The organism is Terriglobia bacterium (assembly GCA_036496425.1).
Taxonomy (GTDB): domain Bacteria; phylum Acidobacteriota; class Terriglobia; order 20CM-2-55-15; family 20CM-2-55-15; genus 20CM-2-55-15.
In genome coordinates this window covers 1-16408 of the sequence record DASXLG010000092.1, presented here as the reverse complement: position 1 = coordinate 16408, position 16408 = coordinate 1, and the positions used below count along the sequence as shown (strand labels likewise).

Here is a 16408-nt window from a genome sequence, read left to right as displayed (position 1 = left end):
CTGTGAGGCCGGAGCCTCCGCCGCCTCCGCCGGCGCGCGCCCAGGTTGCTCCACCTCCGGCCCGAGCCGCTGCAGCGCCCAGGGCACCGACCATCGTTATCAATGACACTCTTAAATCGGCGACCGAGGTCAAATATTCAGACCTGTATTGCTCCGGGTTCGTGACTACGGAGCCGATTCCGCACAATTTGAAAGTGATTGCCAGATTTGACGCGACGGGAGCGGTGCTGGCCGGAGAAGCCGATTACATCTACCTGAGCCAGGGTTCGGAGGATGGAATTCAGACGGGGAATACGTATGACGTTGTCCGGCCGACGAAAACGCTCGTCAATCCGTACGGCCGGACGACCGCGAGCCGGGATCTCGGGATGCACTATCTGGATGTCGCGCAGATCAAGGTGGTCCTGACTCAAGCGGATTTCTCGCTCGCGCGGGTGATGGTCACTTGTGCGGATGCCGTCGAAGTGGGCGATGTTTTAATGCCCTTCCATCAGGTTGCTTTCCCCCAACCTCCACGTCCGCGTCCATTCAGTCCGACGATGATGGTCAACGGCGGAGCCAGTGGGGTTATCGTCGCCGCAAAGAGCATCTTGTTGAATTTCGGATCAACCTTCCATATGTCAGGTGCAACGCCGGGCGTGCGTACGAATGACCGCCTCGGAGCGGTCGAACGTGGAATCGCCGAGGTCGGCTCCATTGTCTACATCGACATCGGCCAGGACCAGAGCGTCAAACCCGGTGATGTGTTTGTTGCCTACCGCCATATCGATTTCGACCAGCGGCTGTTCCCTGCGCCGCCCGAAACGCAAAAACTGAAGAATGTGCGCACCGCGGTCGGAGAGGTGGTTGTGGTGCGAGTCGGCGAGCGTGCCTCGACAGCGCTTGTGACCTATGCCGTGGACGCGCTGATGCTTGGCGACGAGGTCGAGCGGCGGTGAGTCTCGCCCAAAAAATCCTTGTGAGCGACCCCCTGCCGCCGCTTTGCGGCGGCAGGGGGTCGCTCACAAGCCATGCTTATCAGAATTTGATCTGCGGCCCGAACTTGACAACCAGGTTGTTGTGGCCCCCCGCGTTCCAATAAATAAAGTCGCCTACATCCACACGCACTCCCACCGGTCCGACATAGAATTCGCCTCCAATCCCAGGGTAAAGCGCACCGTTCGTGGAGCTGTCACCGAAGCCGCTGATCGAGCTGGTGAAGCTGTTACTGGTCGACCCGTTCGCGACCCCGAACCGGAGGAATCCGCCCTGGAATGTTGCGAAAAAGCGGGCATGATCGGTTCCAAGATCGACCTTGGGTCCGAACAGTCCATGCAGCAGCGTCAAATTTGAACGGACAATCGTTGTGCTGAAGTCCGAAGTACTGCTGGACGTGAAGTTCTGGGCGAAATCATACGTCATTTGACCTTCAAGCTGGACCCGTGGGGCGACATTAAAACCAACGCGCCCGCCGACCCCCATGAAGTTTGTATTTCCCAAGTCATTTAGCCGGAAATAGTTGCCATATACGCCGATCTCTCCGTGATCGTGTTCCTGTGCAAAAACAGACGGAGCCACCATCGCAAATGCAAACGCGGCCAGTCCAACTACCACTCGGTTCATATCGGAGGGTTCCTTTCTACGAAATATTCCTGGTAACGGCAGGTTGGTTGCCAATGTCAGGGACGACCGAATGTCACATTAAACCAATAACTTAAATAGACCATGCGGCAGGGTCCTCTCGATCTGGAGCACTCGGGGTGCACGCGATAGGTATTCGAAGCGCGCCTGCCTATGCGCGGGATTTGCGCCGCCGAGGCGCCGGTTCTACGGCGGGCCGCCGGATGCACACGATCATCATGGCGGCGCCGATGATCAGCATCGGAAAGGTGAGTTCCTGTCCCCGCGTAAATGGGCCGAGGTCGAGACCGATTTGCGCGTCCGGTTCGCGCACAAACTCAACCAGGAATCGGAACAGGCCGTAGAAAGCCAGCAATGCCCAGAACACGGTTCCCCGATAGAAGTTCTTTCGGTAAAACCAGCGCAAGATGAAGAAAAGTACCAGCCCTTCAAGAATGGCTTCATAGAGCTGCGAGGGATGGCGCGGCATGCTGCCGCCTTCCGGAAAGACCATCGCCCACGGCACGTTCGTGACACGGCCGAACAATTCTCCGTTAATAAAATTTCCGATGCGTCCGAGACCCAGTCCGATTGGAGCCGCCGCCGCCCCGAGGTCTGCAATCTCCCAGAAGTTCCAGCCCTTCCTGCGCGTGATCCAGATCGTCGCAAGGATCATGCCGATGAATCCGCCGTGGAACGACATTCCGCCTTGCCAGATGGCAACTATGGAAAGCGGATCCCGAAGATAGCTGCCGAGATCGTAGAACAGGACGTATCCAAGGCGGCCGCCGACCATCACACCGAGGATCAGATAAAACAAAAAGTCGTACAGGTCGTCGGTGGACATCTGCAGCTTTCTGTATTTCGCGTAACGGCGAAGTACAAAAAAGCAGATGATGAACGACACCATGTACATGAGCCCGTACCAGCGCAGCTGCACGGGCCCGAGCCGCAGAAACACCGGATCGATGTTGGGGTAAGGAAGCGTCAGAATCATGTGGCGAGGCTGTGGTGAAATTGCTTCTCTGCGAAGACGATGGCGCTGAAACAATCGATCGCCGCGCCGTTCATCCATTCATCGCGCATAAGACCGGCTTTCACACAGGTTTCCTGCAGGAATCGCTCGCGGTCCCAGCCGTATGCGGCCGCGACCTGCGGCAGAAGCAGTCCTCGCGAGCCGTTCTTGTTGACCAGCAGCCCGTGCGTGCCGATCTCGATTTCATGAATATGTGAAACGCGGCTCAAAGGACTCAGCACCGAAACCTCAAACTCCACTTCCTGAAGCTCAGCTGCGCTCATCGGCATAAATCGCGGATCGCCTACTGCCGCGGCGACTGCACACTCGGCCGTTGCGCGGTAAAGAGGGCTGGCTGAATGCAGGTTCCCGATACAGCCACGAAGATTTGTACCCTTGTGAATCGATACAAAAACCCCACAGGACTCGGTCAGGATGCCCGGAGGGATTTCGGGCATATGGGGAGACTGGCCCGAGAGATAAGACCGGGCTGCGTTTCGTGCGATTTGAAGAAGAAGCCGTTGGGCGTCTTCAGTGAGTTGGAACATTGCGAGTGGAGAGCTGGCGCCGCTGTCTCTTTTCCCGAATGATGAGCTGGCGGCGCTGCTTTGCCTTGAAGCCATCGTCGATCTTTGTCCAGAACCGGCGGAAATAGTCGACGGCAGAAACCACGGCGAACACAACCACGACAATCAGCATGAAATTGCCCACTTTCTGAAACGCAGGATGGGGAATGCCGCCCGGCATGCCCAGAATCAGGAACGTAATCGCCGCCACCTGCGTGACCATCTTGATTTTGCCGAATTGTGACGCGTCGATCGTGAAACCTTGAGCCGATGCGATGCTGCGCAAACCCGTTACTGCGAATTCGCGGCCGACGATGATGGCCACCATCCAGGCATGAACCAGTTGAAGCTGAACGAGAGCAATGAATGCTGAAGAAATAAGAAGCTTGTCCGCCACGGGATCCAGGAGCGTACCCAGTGTCGTGACCTGGCCGCGTTTCCGCGCCAGATAGCCGTCAAGCAGGTCCGTCAGCGACGCGGCAAGGAACACCACGACGGCAATCACGCTATACTGCGTAAGCAATACAGCGACGAGGAGCGGAACTAAAAATATCCGCATCAACGTCAACCCGTTGGGCAGATTCATGTCGGATATTCTAGTATAGAAACCTATTATGAAGGGACTCATTCTGGCCGGCGGGAAAGGCACCCGCTTACGCCCTCTGACGATCAATACTCCGAAACCGGTTGTACCGGTGGCCAATTCCCCGTTTCTTCTCTATCAGATCGACCTGATGCGGAGCGCCGGAATTGACGAAATCATCCTCAGTTTGTCGTATCAGCCACGGAAAATCGAAGATTTGTTAAAAGATGGTTCGGATTACGGTGTCTGGATCCGGTATGCCGTGGAAGGCACTCCCCTGGGCACCGGGGGCGCTTTCAAGAATGCCGAAGAACACATCAGCGATTCGACGGTGGTTTTTAACGGTGACGTCCTGACGGCGATTGACCTTGGCGCCGTGGTCGCGCATCACCGGGCCACCCGGGCCGTGGCGACGATTGTCCTGACGCCGGTCGAGAATCCTTCGGCCTATGGACTCGTCGAGACCGACCCCGAAGGCTGGATTCAACGATTCATCGAAAAGCCGGGACCGGATGAAATCACCTGCAACACCATCAACGCCGGAATCTATGTTCTCGAGCCTTCCGTCCTGAAGTACATGCCGAAAGGCGAGCCTTACTCATTCGAGCGCGGACTCTTTCCCACCTTGCTGGAGCACAAAGAGCCCGTTATGTCGTTTGTGCTCGATAAGTACTGGATCGATATCGGCACGCCGCAAAAGTATCTGGAGGTCCATCACGACATCCTTTCCGGAAAGTTCGCGTCTCCCCGCGTTGCGAAGAGTGCTCTGCTTCGAGCCGCGCTGCCGGCCGGCGCTGCAATCGACGAAAAATCAATCATCGGGCCGGACGTGACGATCCGCGCCGGAGTACGGATCGAAAACTCTGTCATCGGGAACAATTGCAAGATCGACGAAGGAGTGCATATTGTCGATTCCGTGATCTGGGCGGGCAATACCATCGACGCCGATGCGCGCATCTCCGGCAGTCTGATCGGCAAAGGCTGCTACATCGGCCGCTCCGCCAGGCTCCGGCATGGCGTTGTTCTGGGCGACAAGACAGTGCTTACCGATTTCTCTTTCCTATGAAAAATCCAATCAAATTCGGGACGGATGGCTGGCGCGCCATCATTGCGGAAGAATTTACCTTTGAAAACGTGCGGCGCGCGGCCCAGGCGACCGCAGACTATTTCAAAACTGTTGAAGGTCCGGAGCAGGCCGTATTGGTCGGATTCGATGTCCGGTTCCAATCCGCCGCGTTTGCGAGGGCGGCTGCGGAAGTCTTTGCAGCGAATGGTTTTCGAGTGGTCATGCTCGACCGGCCGTATCCGACGCCCTATGTTTCATTCGAAGTGCGGCGGCGGAAATTTGTCGGCGGCATCATGATCACGGCCAGCCATAATCCTGCCACCTTCAATGGATTCAAAGTGAAGGCGCATTTTGGCGGCAGCGCCACGCCCGCGATCACGGCAAAAATTGAGGAGAATTTGACGCGGGCTGAAGCCCGCGACTACAGGCCGCGCCCGCTTGAAACGATTGCGCCGGAACCTTACTACTTCGACCACCTCAAATCGCTTGTCGACTGGGGGCGAATCGCAAATTCGAAGCTCAAAGTCGTCGTCGATTCCATGCACGGATGCGGCGGATACATTCTCGAACAACTGCTCCGCGAGACATGCTGCGCGGTTCAAACCATTCGGGGGAATCCGGACCCTTTGTTTGGCGGCATTAATCCCGAACCCATGATGCCGCAGCTCGGGCCGCTGGGCGATGCCGTTCGCAAGACGGGAAGCGACGTTGGGCTTGCCACCGACGGCGACGCCGACCGCCTCGGCATCGTCGATGAGACCGGCGAATACGTCAATACGCTGCAGACCTTGTCCCTGTTGCTGCTCCATATATATCGCAATAAAGGTTGGCGCGGCGCAGTCGCAAGAACCTACTCCCAGAGTCTGCTGATCCCGCGAATTGCTTCGAAACTCGGCCTGGAGCTTTTCGAGCGGCCTATTGGATTCAAGAACATCGGTGAGCTCATGCTCGAGCACGAAATCCTGATCGGTGGTGAGGAGAGCGGCGGAATCGGTCTTTCGCGGCATCTTCCGGAGCGGGACGGTATTTTCATCAATCTTCTTTTCCTCGACCTCCTGGCAGCTTCCGGAAAGTCGTGCACCGAGTTGATCCATGACATGTGGAAGGAGTTTGGCGAGTTCCACTACGACCGCCGGGACCTGCATGTACCGATTGAGGCCGGCAATCGAGTGGTCGCCGCCTGGAAAAGCGAGCCGCCCGCGGCGTTTGCCGCCCGGCGGGTCAAAGAGGTCGGGCAACTCGATGGTTGCAAAGTGTTTTTAGAGAACGACAGCTGGATTCTTTTCAGGCAGTCTGGAACCGAGCCGTTACTAAGGGTTTACTGCGAAGCCCCCAGCCGGAATGCGGTAGCCGAAATAATGGGCGCAGGCCTGAAATTTGTGGAACAATTCACCACTGACGGTGTCCATTAATCCTTGTAGGGCGAAATACTGATGCCGAGAGAGATCGCCTATAACTGGCTGGACCGCGCTGCCGGACAAAGCGCGCTGAGTTCCGACGATGCCCTGTTTGTCTCGCGCCTTCAGGCCAACGAGGACGCGGCGTATGACGAACTCGTGCGCACCTACAGCGCCTCCATCTTTCACGTGGCATACCGGATGCTCGGTGATTCAGCGGAAGCGTCGGACATTGTCCAGGAAATCTTCCTCAAAGTCTTTCGCAACATTGCGGGATTCAAGGGCGAAGCCGCACTGAAAACATGGATTTTCAGAATCGCCTTCTCGGAAATTCTGAATCGTTTGCGGTGGTGGAAAAGGCGGCACAAATTTGCCACGGTGTCTCTGGACGACCAACCGAATGGATCCGGCATCGATGCCGGACGGATGGTTCCGGCCTCCGGCCCGACGCCGGAGCAGGCGTTGCAGTCGAAGGAAGAAGAGGGCGCCATTCAACAGGCGCTGGGAAAGCTGTCCCGGGAGCACCGGTCTATCATTGTGCTGCGCGATATCGAAGGATTCTCGTATATCGAAATCGCCGATGTACTCGGCGTTTCTGTCGGGACCGTGAAGTCCCGCCTGGCCCGGGCGCGGGCTGACCTGAAGAAGTCGCTGATGCGATTTTTATCGGTCCGGGATTTGAGGTAGTTGTAATGAGTAACTTGAACTGTTCCGCCGCACAAAAGTTGATGAGCCCCTTCATCGACTCGATGGTCTCCCCGCAACAGGCCGAACGCCTCGACGGCCATGTCGCCGGTTGCGAGCCATGCAGGCGGCAGCTTCAGTCCTATATTTCGATGCGGAGCCTGATCGCCCGCATCGAGACCCCCGAGTTACCCGAAGACATGGTGCTCGAGACTCGCGTGAGGCTTTCTCAGGAACGGAATAGAAACACGCTGGTCCGGTTCGAGAATCGCCTGCAGGATCTGCTCAGGCCGCTGGTTGTTCCTGTCGTGCTTGGCGTGTCGTTGACGATGCTGTTTTTCGGCGTTCTATTGGGCAGTCTCGCATCGAATTCCACCGTGCTGGCCCAGGATCACATCGCCGAAGAACCCGTCTTTGGATTGTTCAAGCCTGTCCATACGACCGATCCGAATTGGATCCGTTATGCTTCCGGCGGCAATCAGGATCTGCAGGAACCGCTGACGATCGAAACCTACGTGGGAAATGAGGGCCAGGTCCTGGACTATCAGGTTCTTTCGGGATCGCATGTTCCCGAATCGGTCCAGCAAATGCTCTCGCTCGCGCATTTCACACCGGCAACACAGTTCGGCCGGCCGGTGGCATCCACAATCATTCTGTCGTTTGTCCTGGTCCGGAATTAACCCGAACCCGCAACAATCTGTCACGCAAAGAAATAAGGGGACTCGATGACCTGGCGGATATCGAGGGTTCCGGATTCTGGAGGCTCGGGAAGATCCACGCCGGGATGGGATTGCCTTTGTTTTTCCAGAAACCGTTGAAGGACCGGTTCGGAATAGATCCGAACGAATTCCTCGCGAAGAACTTTGAAGTTGTTCAGGTGTAAGACCCCTCAGTTCCTAAATCAGGGAAGTGATATTCGGCTCGACGCCGAGAAGGGCTTTCCCATAGATCTCGAGATTGACCTGCCACTCCGTTATCGCGTGATGGCTTGCGACGTGAATGTCGCGCCAAAGTCTCTGTAAGGGGTTCGAGTCGGCAAGACTTGATGTGCCGTGGGCGGACACCAGCATATCAACTGCCTCGCGGCAATACTTCGCGACCAGTGCGACGTCGGCACGTATTCGTGCCCGTGCGACGAGGGCGGGATGGGCGGTTCTTCTTGCGCTCTCATCGAGATCATCTGCGGCGCGGAACGCGTGCAGGTATGCCGTTTCAATTTTCATGGCCGCTTCGGCAATCTGGATTTGAAACCCTGCGGACTCGGTTTGTTTCGAGAAGTTTGTGTGTGTGACACCGCGCGCCGAGGCATTGGCCATCACATAGTCAAGGGCGGCGCGGGCGACACCAAGCTGAGAACCGATCAGGATCAGTATTGTGAACGGGACGAGGGCGGCGCGATAAAGCGATTCGTCCTGATGTTCTGTCCGGTAGCGGCCTTCGAATGCGTCAGGGTATGGCAGAAATCGATGCGCGGGAACCAAAACTCCTGTCGCGACAATCGTGTTGCTCCCGGTCCCCTTCATGCCTGACATGTGCCAGGTGTCTTCGATCGTCAGGTCTGTCATCTGCAGTAACGAGAGACCCAGGTTCGCCATTTCGCCGCTTTCATTCTTCATGTGGATGCCGCATGCGGCCCATTGCGCGTGCAGACAGCCGGAGGCCCAAGGCCAGCGTCCATTGACCATCCAACCGCCCTCGACGGCCCGCGCTTCTCCCCGCGGTGCGAGCGAGCCGGCGATCCAAGCTTCGGGATCGGCGCCCCAGACGTCGAGTTGTGCACGTTCCGGAAACAGGCCCGCAAGCCATGCGCAGACATTCAACAGGCTCGCTGTCCAGGCGCTCGATCCGCAGCCTCGACCGATTTCGGCCATCGCCGCAATGTAGGTGTGTATGTCGGTTTCGTAGCCACCCAGTCGGCGCGGGACCATCAATCGGCAAAGACCGCTCTCGCGCAAAGCCTGCACAATCGCGTCGGGCAGGCGCCGCAAACGATCGGTCTCTTCGGCGTTGGCTTGGAGGAGCGGCCGCATGCGAGTCGCGCGCTCCATCAACTCGGCGGCATCGGGCACACCAGCTTGGGTTGTGACTGCTTGGCTCATAGTGGCGCCTATTGTATCGCGTCGCCAGGGAGGACGGATGTCAGGTCGTAGGCCTCATCGATATGAGCGTTCATTTTTCGCGTCGTTCAAGCGGATCATCAGAACGCGATTACGCCGCCCGGACTTGGCGACTTTGCTGCTTAAACGACTCTGGAATGTAAGAATCCTGAACGGCAACACGCTGGCCGCCTTCTCCGGAGGAAACCGCGCACTCTTCGAACAGTGCTCCGGCAGATCCAGCGCGATTACGAAACTTCCTCTCGCCTGATCACGCCGAATCCATTTCTCGTCACCGCCGGAGGCATCGCGTCAGGGAAGATTTGAGCGGTGTGAGGGTTTCTCGGTCAGCCGCGCTTGCCGGCAAGGATGTTGCCTTATGTTACACGGGGCTGAGCGCCAGTCAACGCGGTGATCAGCCACTCCAGCCTGGCGAAGAAGCGGATTCTTTGAAGTGGCCTGTTCATCCATCCTGTGGTGATGCAGTAGTGACTATCGAAGGGAGTGGCGTGGTGTATCGCGTGATGCTGGGGCGGCAGAATCAGAGCACGGCTCTGCAACCATGCCGCGGATTTCGGCGGCACATCCATATGCGCCCATTTATGAGCCTGATTTGTTATGAAACCAAAGCTTGTCAGTGACAGCACAAAGGCGGCAACGTACATCGACCAGGTCGCGTTGCCGTTCAGCGGCAGCATAAGCGCGGGTAGCAGCGCCGGCAACGTTGCGAGGCAGTTTGCGCCGTTCGTAGCCACGAATCCGTGATGCGTCATCGCCTTCGGATCACTGTGATGCTCGCGAAACACGCGAATGAGCGGATCGCCGATTATGGGCGTCGCCGGCGACCCCCAGGTGTCGCATGCCCAATGGATCAAACCCGACACAAAGTCTTGTGCGACGAAACCGGACAACACTCCTGCCGTTAGAATCCACAAGTTACTCAATGTGATCATCCAAGCAATCCGTGCGGTCAACCACACACTTGCAACCAGAAATATCCAGATGGCCACGCACGCCATCGCGTGAGGATCGCGCTGCCTGAGGACACTCATCATGGGATATAAGCGGAATTGGCGAGGAAAATTCGCAAGAAAACTCCACGGGACCTCGCAAACAATTACGAGCTTGCCGCGCCGATATTACCGAGCGGGGGCGGCTCTCCACGTCGAATGGGAGAGCCGCAGTGCAAGGAATCGCGCTTGCGCGGCCAAAAACTGCGGGTTTTCAGGACGGCCGATGGTGTCGGGGTCGAGAGCACACTTGAAGGCCTGAACGAACTCCTTCGCGCTGCGTCCACTCCCTGGCGGTGCTCAACTCTTGATCTGATCCAGGGCTTTCGCCAGGTTCTGCACCGTGCGTTCAACGTTCTTCAATTTATCGAGGCCGAAAAGGCCGAGCCGGAAAGTCTTGAAGTCCGCTCCCTCGTCGCACTGGAGCGGAACGCCGGCAGCGGCCTGCAATCCGTGAGCGGCGAATTTTTTGGAATTCTGGATGTCGGGATCCGTCGTGTAACTCACCACGACGCCGGGAGACTGAAATCCCTTCGCGGCGACGCTGCCAAACCCTTTGCTCTCAAGGAGAGCGCGAACCTGATCGCCCTGACTCTGCTGGCGCGACTTGAGCAAGTCCAGTCCGGCGGCTTCGGTTTCCAGCATTGCATCGCGCAGACGCGTGAGGGCATCGGTCGGCATCGTGGTGTGATAGGCATGGCCACCTGCTTCGAAGGCTTCCATGATCTGCATCCATTTTTTGAGATCCATCGTGAAGCTGGTGTTCTGGGTCTTATCAAGACGTTCACGTGCGGACGCGGAGAGGAGAACCATGGCGCAAGACGCGGGACCGCTCCAGCCTTTTTGCGGAGCGGAAATCAGAACGTCGGCGCCGACGTCCTTCATATCGACCCAGATCGCCCCGGAGGCAATGCAATCGAGGGCGAACAGTCCGCCCACGGCATGGACGGCTTCGCCGACCGCGCGCATGTAATCCGGCGGCAAAATCATTCCCGACGCGGTTTCGACATGAGGCGCGAACACAACCGCCGGCCGCTCCTTCGAAATCGCAGCTGTGACTTCTTCAATAGGCGCCGGTGCAAAGGGCGCCTGCGGACCCGCTCCGCTCCGGCGCGCCTTCAACACGATTTCCTGCGATGGGATTTTTCCCACCTCGAAAATCTGACTCCACCGGTAGCTGAACCATCCGTTGCGGATGACCAGACACTTCTGTCCGGTTCCGAACTGGCGGGCGACCGATTCCATTCCAAACGTGCCGCTGCCCGGCACAAGGACCGCCGCGTGTGCGTTGTAGGTCTGTTTCAGGATGCGGGATATGTCCTTGACCACATTACGGAACTTGAGAGACATGTGGTTGACCGCACGGTCGGTGAAAACAACTGAGTATTCGAGCAATCCATCAGGGTCGACATTGGGAAGTAATCCAGGCACAGCATAACCTCGCTGAGTGAAATAAAACCCTCAGGATAACACCGACGCAGACCCGAAATCACATGGGCACACCGTCGCGGCGAAAAAAGACGATTCTTTTGCCGCCGGCCGGTGGCATCCCCAATCATTCTGTAGTGTGTCCTGGTCCGGAATTAACCAGCTTCTCCACGGCTTCCGCCACTCGCTCCGCCACATTCCCTGTCCCCAGCTGGCGCCGTAGTTTTTCGTAGTTCGTTCGGATCCGGGATTGGATCCAGACATCGTCCATCAACCGCAGTGCCGTCTGGCTGACGGCTTCCGGCGTCATGCGGTCCTGGAACAGCTCGGGGACGACTTCCTCGCCGAGAATGATGTTAACGATTCCAAACAGCCGGACCTTCAGCAGGAATTTCCCGAGCGTCCAGGTCGCGTGCGAAATCCGGTAAACAATGACTTCCGGTGTTCCCAGCAGCGCTGTTTCAAGCGTCGCGGTTCCGCTGGCGACGATGGCGGCGCGGGCAAATCGGATCGCATTGTAGGTGTCGTTCATCACGATCTTCACCGAAACTCCGCGGATCATCTCCTGGACAAAGCGGCGGTCGAGCCCTGCGGCCAGCGGCAGGATGAACTGCGCATCCGGTTTCCTGGCGAGAATAAGCGTCGCGGCTTCGCAGAGCGTCGGAAGAATGAAACGCACTTCCTTGCGCCGGCTTCCCGGCAGAAGCGCGACCAGAGTTCGCCTGGGATCGATTCCGTGATCTTCGCAAAACTCTTCCTTTGATTTCGTTGTCCGAACCATGTCGATCAGCGGGTGCCCCACGAACTCGACATCCACGCCGGCCTTCCGGTAAATCTCTTCTTCGAAGGGAAAGATGACGAGCATCTTGTTCACGAGTTCGGAGATCTGCTTTACCCGCCCTTCGCGCCAGGCCCATACCTGCGGACTGATGTAGTAAACGATTGGCACGTGGGCGTGTTTTATGCGTTTGGCCAGCCGCAGATTGAAATCCGGGAAATCGATCAGGACCGCCGCGTCCGGCGGTTCCGCCTCGACGCGTTCCGCAAGACGCCGGAAAACCCCATACAGGTGTCCGAGAGAGCTGAGCATTTCGAAAGGTCCGACAACAGCAGTTTTGCTGATGTCGCCTTCGAGTTCGACGCCCGCATTGCGCATGCGCGGGCCGCCCAGGCCGAAAAACCGGGCGTCCGGAAATTTGCGGCGCAGGGACCGGACGACTTCGGCCCCGTACATGTCTGCGGATGCTTCGCCGGCAACGATCAGAAATTGCCGGGACATTATTCGAAGATTTGCTCGACTGGAACGATGCGGATGTCTTCAGGCCGTGCGTTGATCTTATAAACCTGAATGACCTTGTCTTCGTCCATGATCTCTTTCGGTTTCGGTGAATTGTAGGTTATGGGTGACGGTGAGTTGTTCACGATCGAGTTGCGGAATCCTTCCCCGTTTTTAGTTACCACGACGGCCCGCATGCGTTCGGTCTTCAGGTGACGCCGTATTGCAGCATTCACATCGGCAAGCGTCAGCTTCGCAAGCTGCGTGCGGACATAGGCGTTGTAATCCGGAATGCCGTAATAGCGGCTGTCCATGGCATAACCGAGGCGTGCGCTCTGAGTCTGAGTGAGCACGTTCGCATACTTGGTCAGGAACTCGCGTGTGGTGTCGAACTCGTGTTGGGAAAGGCCGTCTCTTACGAGTTTGTCGTATTCGTACAGAGCGGCCCGCAAAGCGAAGACGCCGTTATCCTGCTCCACGGGCCGGATCCAGATCTGGAAGATCTGCTGCTGCCGGCCGAGATTCGGTTCGGGCGTCATCAGGAACATTCCGCGTGGAAAATATTCGATGTAAGCGTAATCGCCGTAATTCATTCCGCGCGCTTCCCGCAGCCGTTGAAAAAGGTAACTGTTGGACGACCGGTGCTGGCCGAAATACGACGCGATCAGCGCGAGAGCGGCCCAGTCCTTTGCCGACCGGTTGACGTCAATCGGGAATCCCAGTGAAATCGCGGTCGAACGCGTGTCGCGCGTGATGATGTCGACATGCATTCCGGCCGCGATTTTCGGAGCGTCGAAATGCTTCTGATCCGCCGAAGTTTCAGGCAGCTTTGTAAAATCAGCCTCCACCTTTTCCGGGAATCCTTTCGGATATCCGCCGGCAAGTCCGACCACCAGGTTCGCTGCGGTGTAGTGACCGCGATAGAAGTCCCGGACATCATCGATCGTCAGCTTCTCGAGCGCAACGATGCGGCCTGTGTTGTCGTGCCCGTAGGGATGGCCGGAATAGATCACATTGTACAGGTACTCTTTGCCGAGTTCTTCGTCGTTGCTTTCCCGGAGGGAGACCTTGAGGTAGTTGACCGCGTCTTCCCGCAGGCGCATGAAGTCGTCGGCTCTGAACCCCGGGTCCAGCAGCATGTCCTTGAGCAGCGGGTAATAGCGCTCGAGGTTTTCGATATGGGAGGTGCCGGAGAAGACCGTCATTTCTTTATCGACCTGCGCACTCACCGAAGACGCCATGGGATACAGAGCTTTCACAATCTGGTCGTACGTCATCGAGCGGGTTCCGCCTTCCGCCAGCATCGATGCCGTCAGCTGCGCCAGGCCTTCCTTGCCGGGCGGATCGTAGGCGGAGCCGGTCATGAAAAGGATTCGAAACGTGACCAGGGGCGACGTTCCTGGAAGAAGCACGCTTGCCGGTTTTGCCGGAACCGCGGCCGAAGAGGAAATAATCACCACCGGCACAAGACAGAACATCAAAGGCACAAGAAAACGTTTTCGTCCGGTCATTTCGTACCCCGATTCGACGTCAACGTCACAATGGTGCGGTTATTGAGAACGAAATACTGCCTGGCGGCGGCCCGGATGTCTTCCGGGGTGAGCTGCTGATAAAGCGCAAAGAGCTTGTTGATCGTATCCGGTGAACGCATCAATCCGATGTAGAGCGCCAGGGAACTCGCAATCGCAGGCGAACTGTTCATTCTCAGGGCGAAGCTGTAGCGGAGGCGCGACCGTGTTGCATTGAGTTTCATCGGATCCACGTTTTCATCCGTGAAACGTTTGAACGCAGCCAGAATTTCGTCGCGAACGTAGTCCAGGTCCTTCCCATCCTTAACCCGTGCGGAGACCGAAAACAATTCAGGAGCGGGATGGCCGCCGAAATCCGTGTCGAGCACGTCGACTTTCTGTTCTTTCAAAACGAGCTTCTGATAAAGATCCGAATTCGAGCCGAATGCCATAGGTAACAGCAGATCGAGCGCCGGTTTGTCCTTCTTGTCGTTGGAATACGCCGGTCCCTTGAAGGCGACGACGACCCACGGCAGCGTGGGCGACGCCCACTCGACGGTGGCGGTCCGGGGAGCAGTCTGGGCCGGCTCCGGCGGGATCGACGGGACATAGCTCCCGCGTTTCCACTCTCCGAAGTATTTCTTCACAAGATTGAGCGCCTGATCCCGGCTCAAATCACCCGCCAGAACGATCGTCGTGTATTCCGGACGGTAGAACCGCTGGTAGAACTCCAGGCTGTATGGATACTGATTCGGCATGTCCTGGATGTCTTTGAGAAACCCCATCGTCGTGTGCGCGTAGGTATTCTTTGTGAATGCGGTGGCATGCAGCACTTCGTCGAGTTTCTCGGTCGGGTCGGCGCTGTTTTTGTTGTATTCGCCCAGAACCGCCAGCGACTCCGTTTTATATGCGGGTTCGGAATATTTCAGACGCTGGAACCGGTCGGCTTCCAGCTTCAGTACCGGTTCCAGATCTTCCCTGGAAAAGACGTCGTAGTAGGTTGTGCGGTCCATGTTCGTACTCGCATTCGAATCCGCGCCGGCTTTTTTCAGAATGAGATCGCGCTGTTCGGGCGTGTAATGCTCGCTTCCACGGAACATCAGGTGTTCAAACAGGTGCGCGTAGCCGCTCTTACCAGGTTCGATTTCATCGCGTGAACCGGTCTGCACAATGATATAAAGGGCCACCATGTTGGGGAAATCGGTTGGAACCGTTACCAGGCGCAGCCCGTTTGCCAGATCATCGACAGTGTAGTTATAAGGGAAGAGATTTGTTTCCTTCTTCTGGGCGGGCGCGGCGGCGGCCAGGCATACCAATGAAACAAGCCCGATAAGTTTCCGCATATCGTAAAATTGTACAGCATGAGGCGGATACTGGCAGGTCTGCTACTTCTGTTCGTTCCCGTCGGTGGCGTATGGTTCGCCGCTCAAACGCCCACCCACATTGTGATCATGCATACAAATGACCTGCACGGCCAGCTGCTGCCTCGTGAGGGTGTCGGTGGAATCGCGGAAATCGCCACGATCATTCGCAACGCAAGGCCGGACCTGATTGTCGATGCCGGCGACATTTCGACGGGGACATTCCTCAGCGACGAGTTCAAAGGGGCGCCCACGATTGAAGCCATGAATCGGATCGGCTATACGTCGGGCACGATCGGGAACCATGAATTCGATTATGGCCAGGATGCACTGCGCATGCTGTTGCGCGAGGCGAAGTTCCCGGTGCTATCGGCCAATGTCCAAAGTCCGGTTTCCGAGATCAAGAAGTATACGATTGCTACCGCGAAAGGGATTCGATTCGGAATCATCGGCTTGACAACGGAGGAACTGAAAACCAAGGGCTCTCCCAAGAACATGGATCACGTGTCGGTTCTCGACACGGTGAAGACGCTGGAACAGCTGCTGCCGGTCGTAAGGCGGCAATCGGACTTCATCATGGCCTCCGTCCATCTTGAAGACGAAGAAGACCGCCGAATTGCCAGTGCCTTTCCCGAAATCCGCCTGATTATCGGCGGCCACGTCCATTCGACGATCGGGTCAACACGTGTCGGGCAAACGTTGATTACCAAGACCGGTTCGTCTGGCCGCAACGTCGGCCGCGTCGATCTCGAGTTCGCCAACAGGAAGCTGGTCCGGATGGACAGTCAATTCATTCCCGTATCAAACATTGTCCCGGAT

At 57.2% G+C, this 16408-nt stretch carries 16 protein-coding genes; 6 read left to right on the top strand and 10 right to left on the bottom strand.

Annotated features, from left to right (window positions below):
• Positions 1-938, top strand: a 938-nt coding sequence (locus tag VGK48_06860) for a hypothetical protein (GenBank protein HEY2380890.1), incomplete at its 5' end; no start/stop codon positions are given.
• Between the two features lie 79 nt (positions 939-1017).
• Here VGK48_06860 and VGK48_06855 read toward each other — a convergent pair.
• From VGK48_06855 to pgsA, 4 genes are all read right to left on the bottom strand, one after another.
• A complete protein-coding gene (locus VGK48_06855; protein HEY2380889.1) occupies positions 1018-1602 on the bottom strand; it encodes a hypothetical protein in 585 nt (194 codons plus the stop codon).
• A gap of 169 nt (positions 1603-1771) precedes the next feature.
• The gene (gene lgt / locus VGK48_06850; protein ID HEY2380888.1) at positions 1772-2596 is read right to left on the bottom strand and encodes a prolipoprotein diacylglyceryl transferase; all 825 of its coding nucleotides are present in this window, start codon (positions 2594-2596) and stop codon (positions 1772-1774) included.
• Complete coding sequence (gene amrA, locus VGK48_06845; GenBank protein HEY2380887.1) at positions 2593-3162, bottom strand: AmmeMemoRadiSam system protein A; 570 nt, start codon at positions 3160-3162, stop codon at positions 2593-2595. Before amrA ends, lgt begins: the two co-directional genes overlap by 4 nt.
• A complete protein-coding gene (gene pgsA, locus VGK48_06840) occupies positions 3146-3766 on the bottom strand; it encodes a CDP-diacylglycerol--glycerol-3-phosphate 3-phosphatidyltransferase (GenBank protein ID HEY2380886.1) in 621 nt (206 codons plus the stop codon). Before pgsA ends, amrA begins: the two co-directional genes overlap by 17 nt.
• Before the next feature lie 28 nt (positions 3767-3794).
• On the opposite strand from pgsA, the gene VGK48_06835 reads away from it, so the two are divergent.
• The 4 genes from VGK48_06835 to VGK48_06820 are packed head-to-tail and all read left to right on the top strand — an operon-like array spanning position 3795 to position 7590.
• Positions 3795-4829 (top strand): NDP-sugar synthase, encoded by a 1035-nt coding sequence (locus VGK48_06835; protein HEY2380885.1) that lies wholly within the window; start codon positions 3795-3797, stop codon positions 4827-4829.
• Complete coding sequence (locus VGK48_06830) at positions 4826-6241, top strand: phosphoglucomutase/phosphomannomutase family protein (protein ID HEY2380884.1); 1416 nt, start codon at positions 4826-4828, stop codon at positions 6239-6241. The genes VGK48_06835 and VGK48_06830 overlap by 4 nt, the downstream gene beginning before the upstream one ends.
• A 21-nt stretch (positions 6242-6262) precedes the next feature.
• Positions 6263-6913 (top strand): sigma-70 family RNA polymerase sigma factor, encoded by a 651-nt coding sequence (locus VGK48_06825; protein HEY2380883.1) that lies wholly within the window; start codon positions 6263-6265, stop codon positions 6911-6913.
• Positions 6914-6918: 5 nt separating this feature from the next.
• A complete protein-coding gene (locus VGK48_06820) occupies positions 6919-7590 on the top strand; it encodes a zf-HC2 domain-containing protein (protein HEY2380882.1) in 672 nt (223 codons plus the stop codon).
• A gap of 216 nt (positions 7591-7806) precedes the next feature.
• On the opposite strand, the gene VGK48_06815 is transcribed toward VGK48_06820, so the two are convergent.
• From VGK48_06815 to VGK48_06790, 6 genes are all read right to left on the bottom strand, one after another.
• Positions 7807-9009 (bottom strand): acyl-CoA dehydrogenase family protein, encoded by a 1203-nt coding sequence (locus VGK48_06815; protein ID HEY2380881.1) that lies wholly within the window; start codon positions 9007-9009, stop codon positions 7807-7809.
• A gap of 374 nt (positions 9010-9383) precedes the next feature.
• Positions 9384-10058 carry a fatty acid desaturase CarF family protein gene (locus VGK48_06810; GenBank protein ID HEY2380880.1) on the bottom strand — a complete coding sequence of 225 codons (675 nt, stop codon included), beginning with the start codon at positions 10056-10058 and terminating at the stop codon, positions 9384-9386.
• 258 nt (positions 10059-10316) lie between these two features.
• Positions 10317-11447: an aminotransferase class V-fold PLP-dependent enzyme gene (locus VGK48_06805; protein ID HEY2380879.1), complete on the bottom strand. Its 1131-nt coding sequence runs from the start codon at positions 11445-11447 to the stop codon at positions 10317-10319.
• A gap of 124 nt (positions 11448-11571) precedes the next feature.
• Positions 11572-12723, bottom strand: a complete 1152-nt coding sequence (gene lpxB / locus VGK48_06800) for a lipid-A-disaccharide synthase (protein HEY2380878.1) — start codon at positions 12721-12723, stop codon at positions 11572-11574.
• Complete coding sequence (locus tag VGK48_06795; protein ID HEY2380877.1) at positions 12723-14231, bottom strand: pitrilysin family protein; 1509 nt, start codon at positions 14229-14231, stop codon at positions 12723-12725. Before VGK48_06795 ends, lpxB begins: the two co-directional genes overlap by 1 nt.
• The gene (locus VGK48_06790; GenBank protein HEY2380876.1) at positions 14228-15571 is read right to left on the bottom strand and encodes a pitrilysin family protein; all 1344 of its coding nucleotides are present in this window, start codon (positions 15569-15571) and stop codon (positions 14228-14230) included. Before VGK48_06790 ends, VGK48_06795 begins: the two co-directional genes overlap by 4 nt.
• A gap of 18 nt (positions 15572-15589) precedes the next feature.
• Between VGK48_06790 and VGK48_06785 the strand changes: the two genes are divergently transcribed.
• Positions 15590-16408, top strand: an 819-nt coding sequence (locus VGK48_06785) for a metallophosphatase (protein HEY2380875.1), incomplete at its 3' end; no start/stop codon positions are given.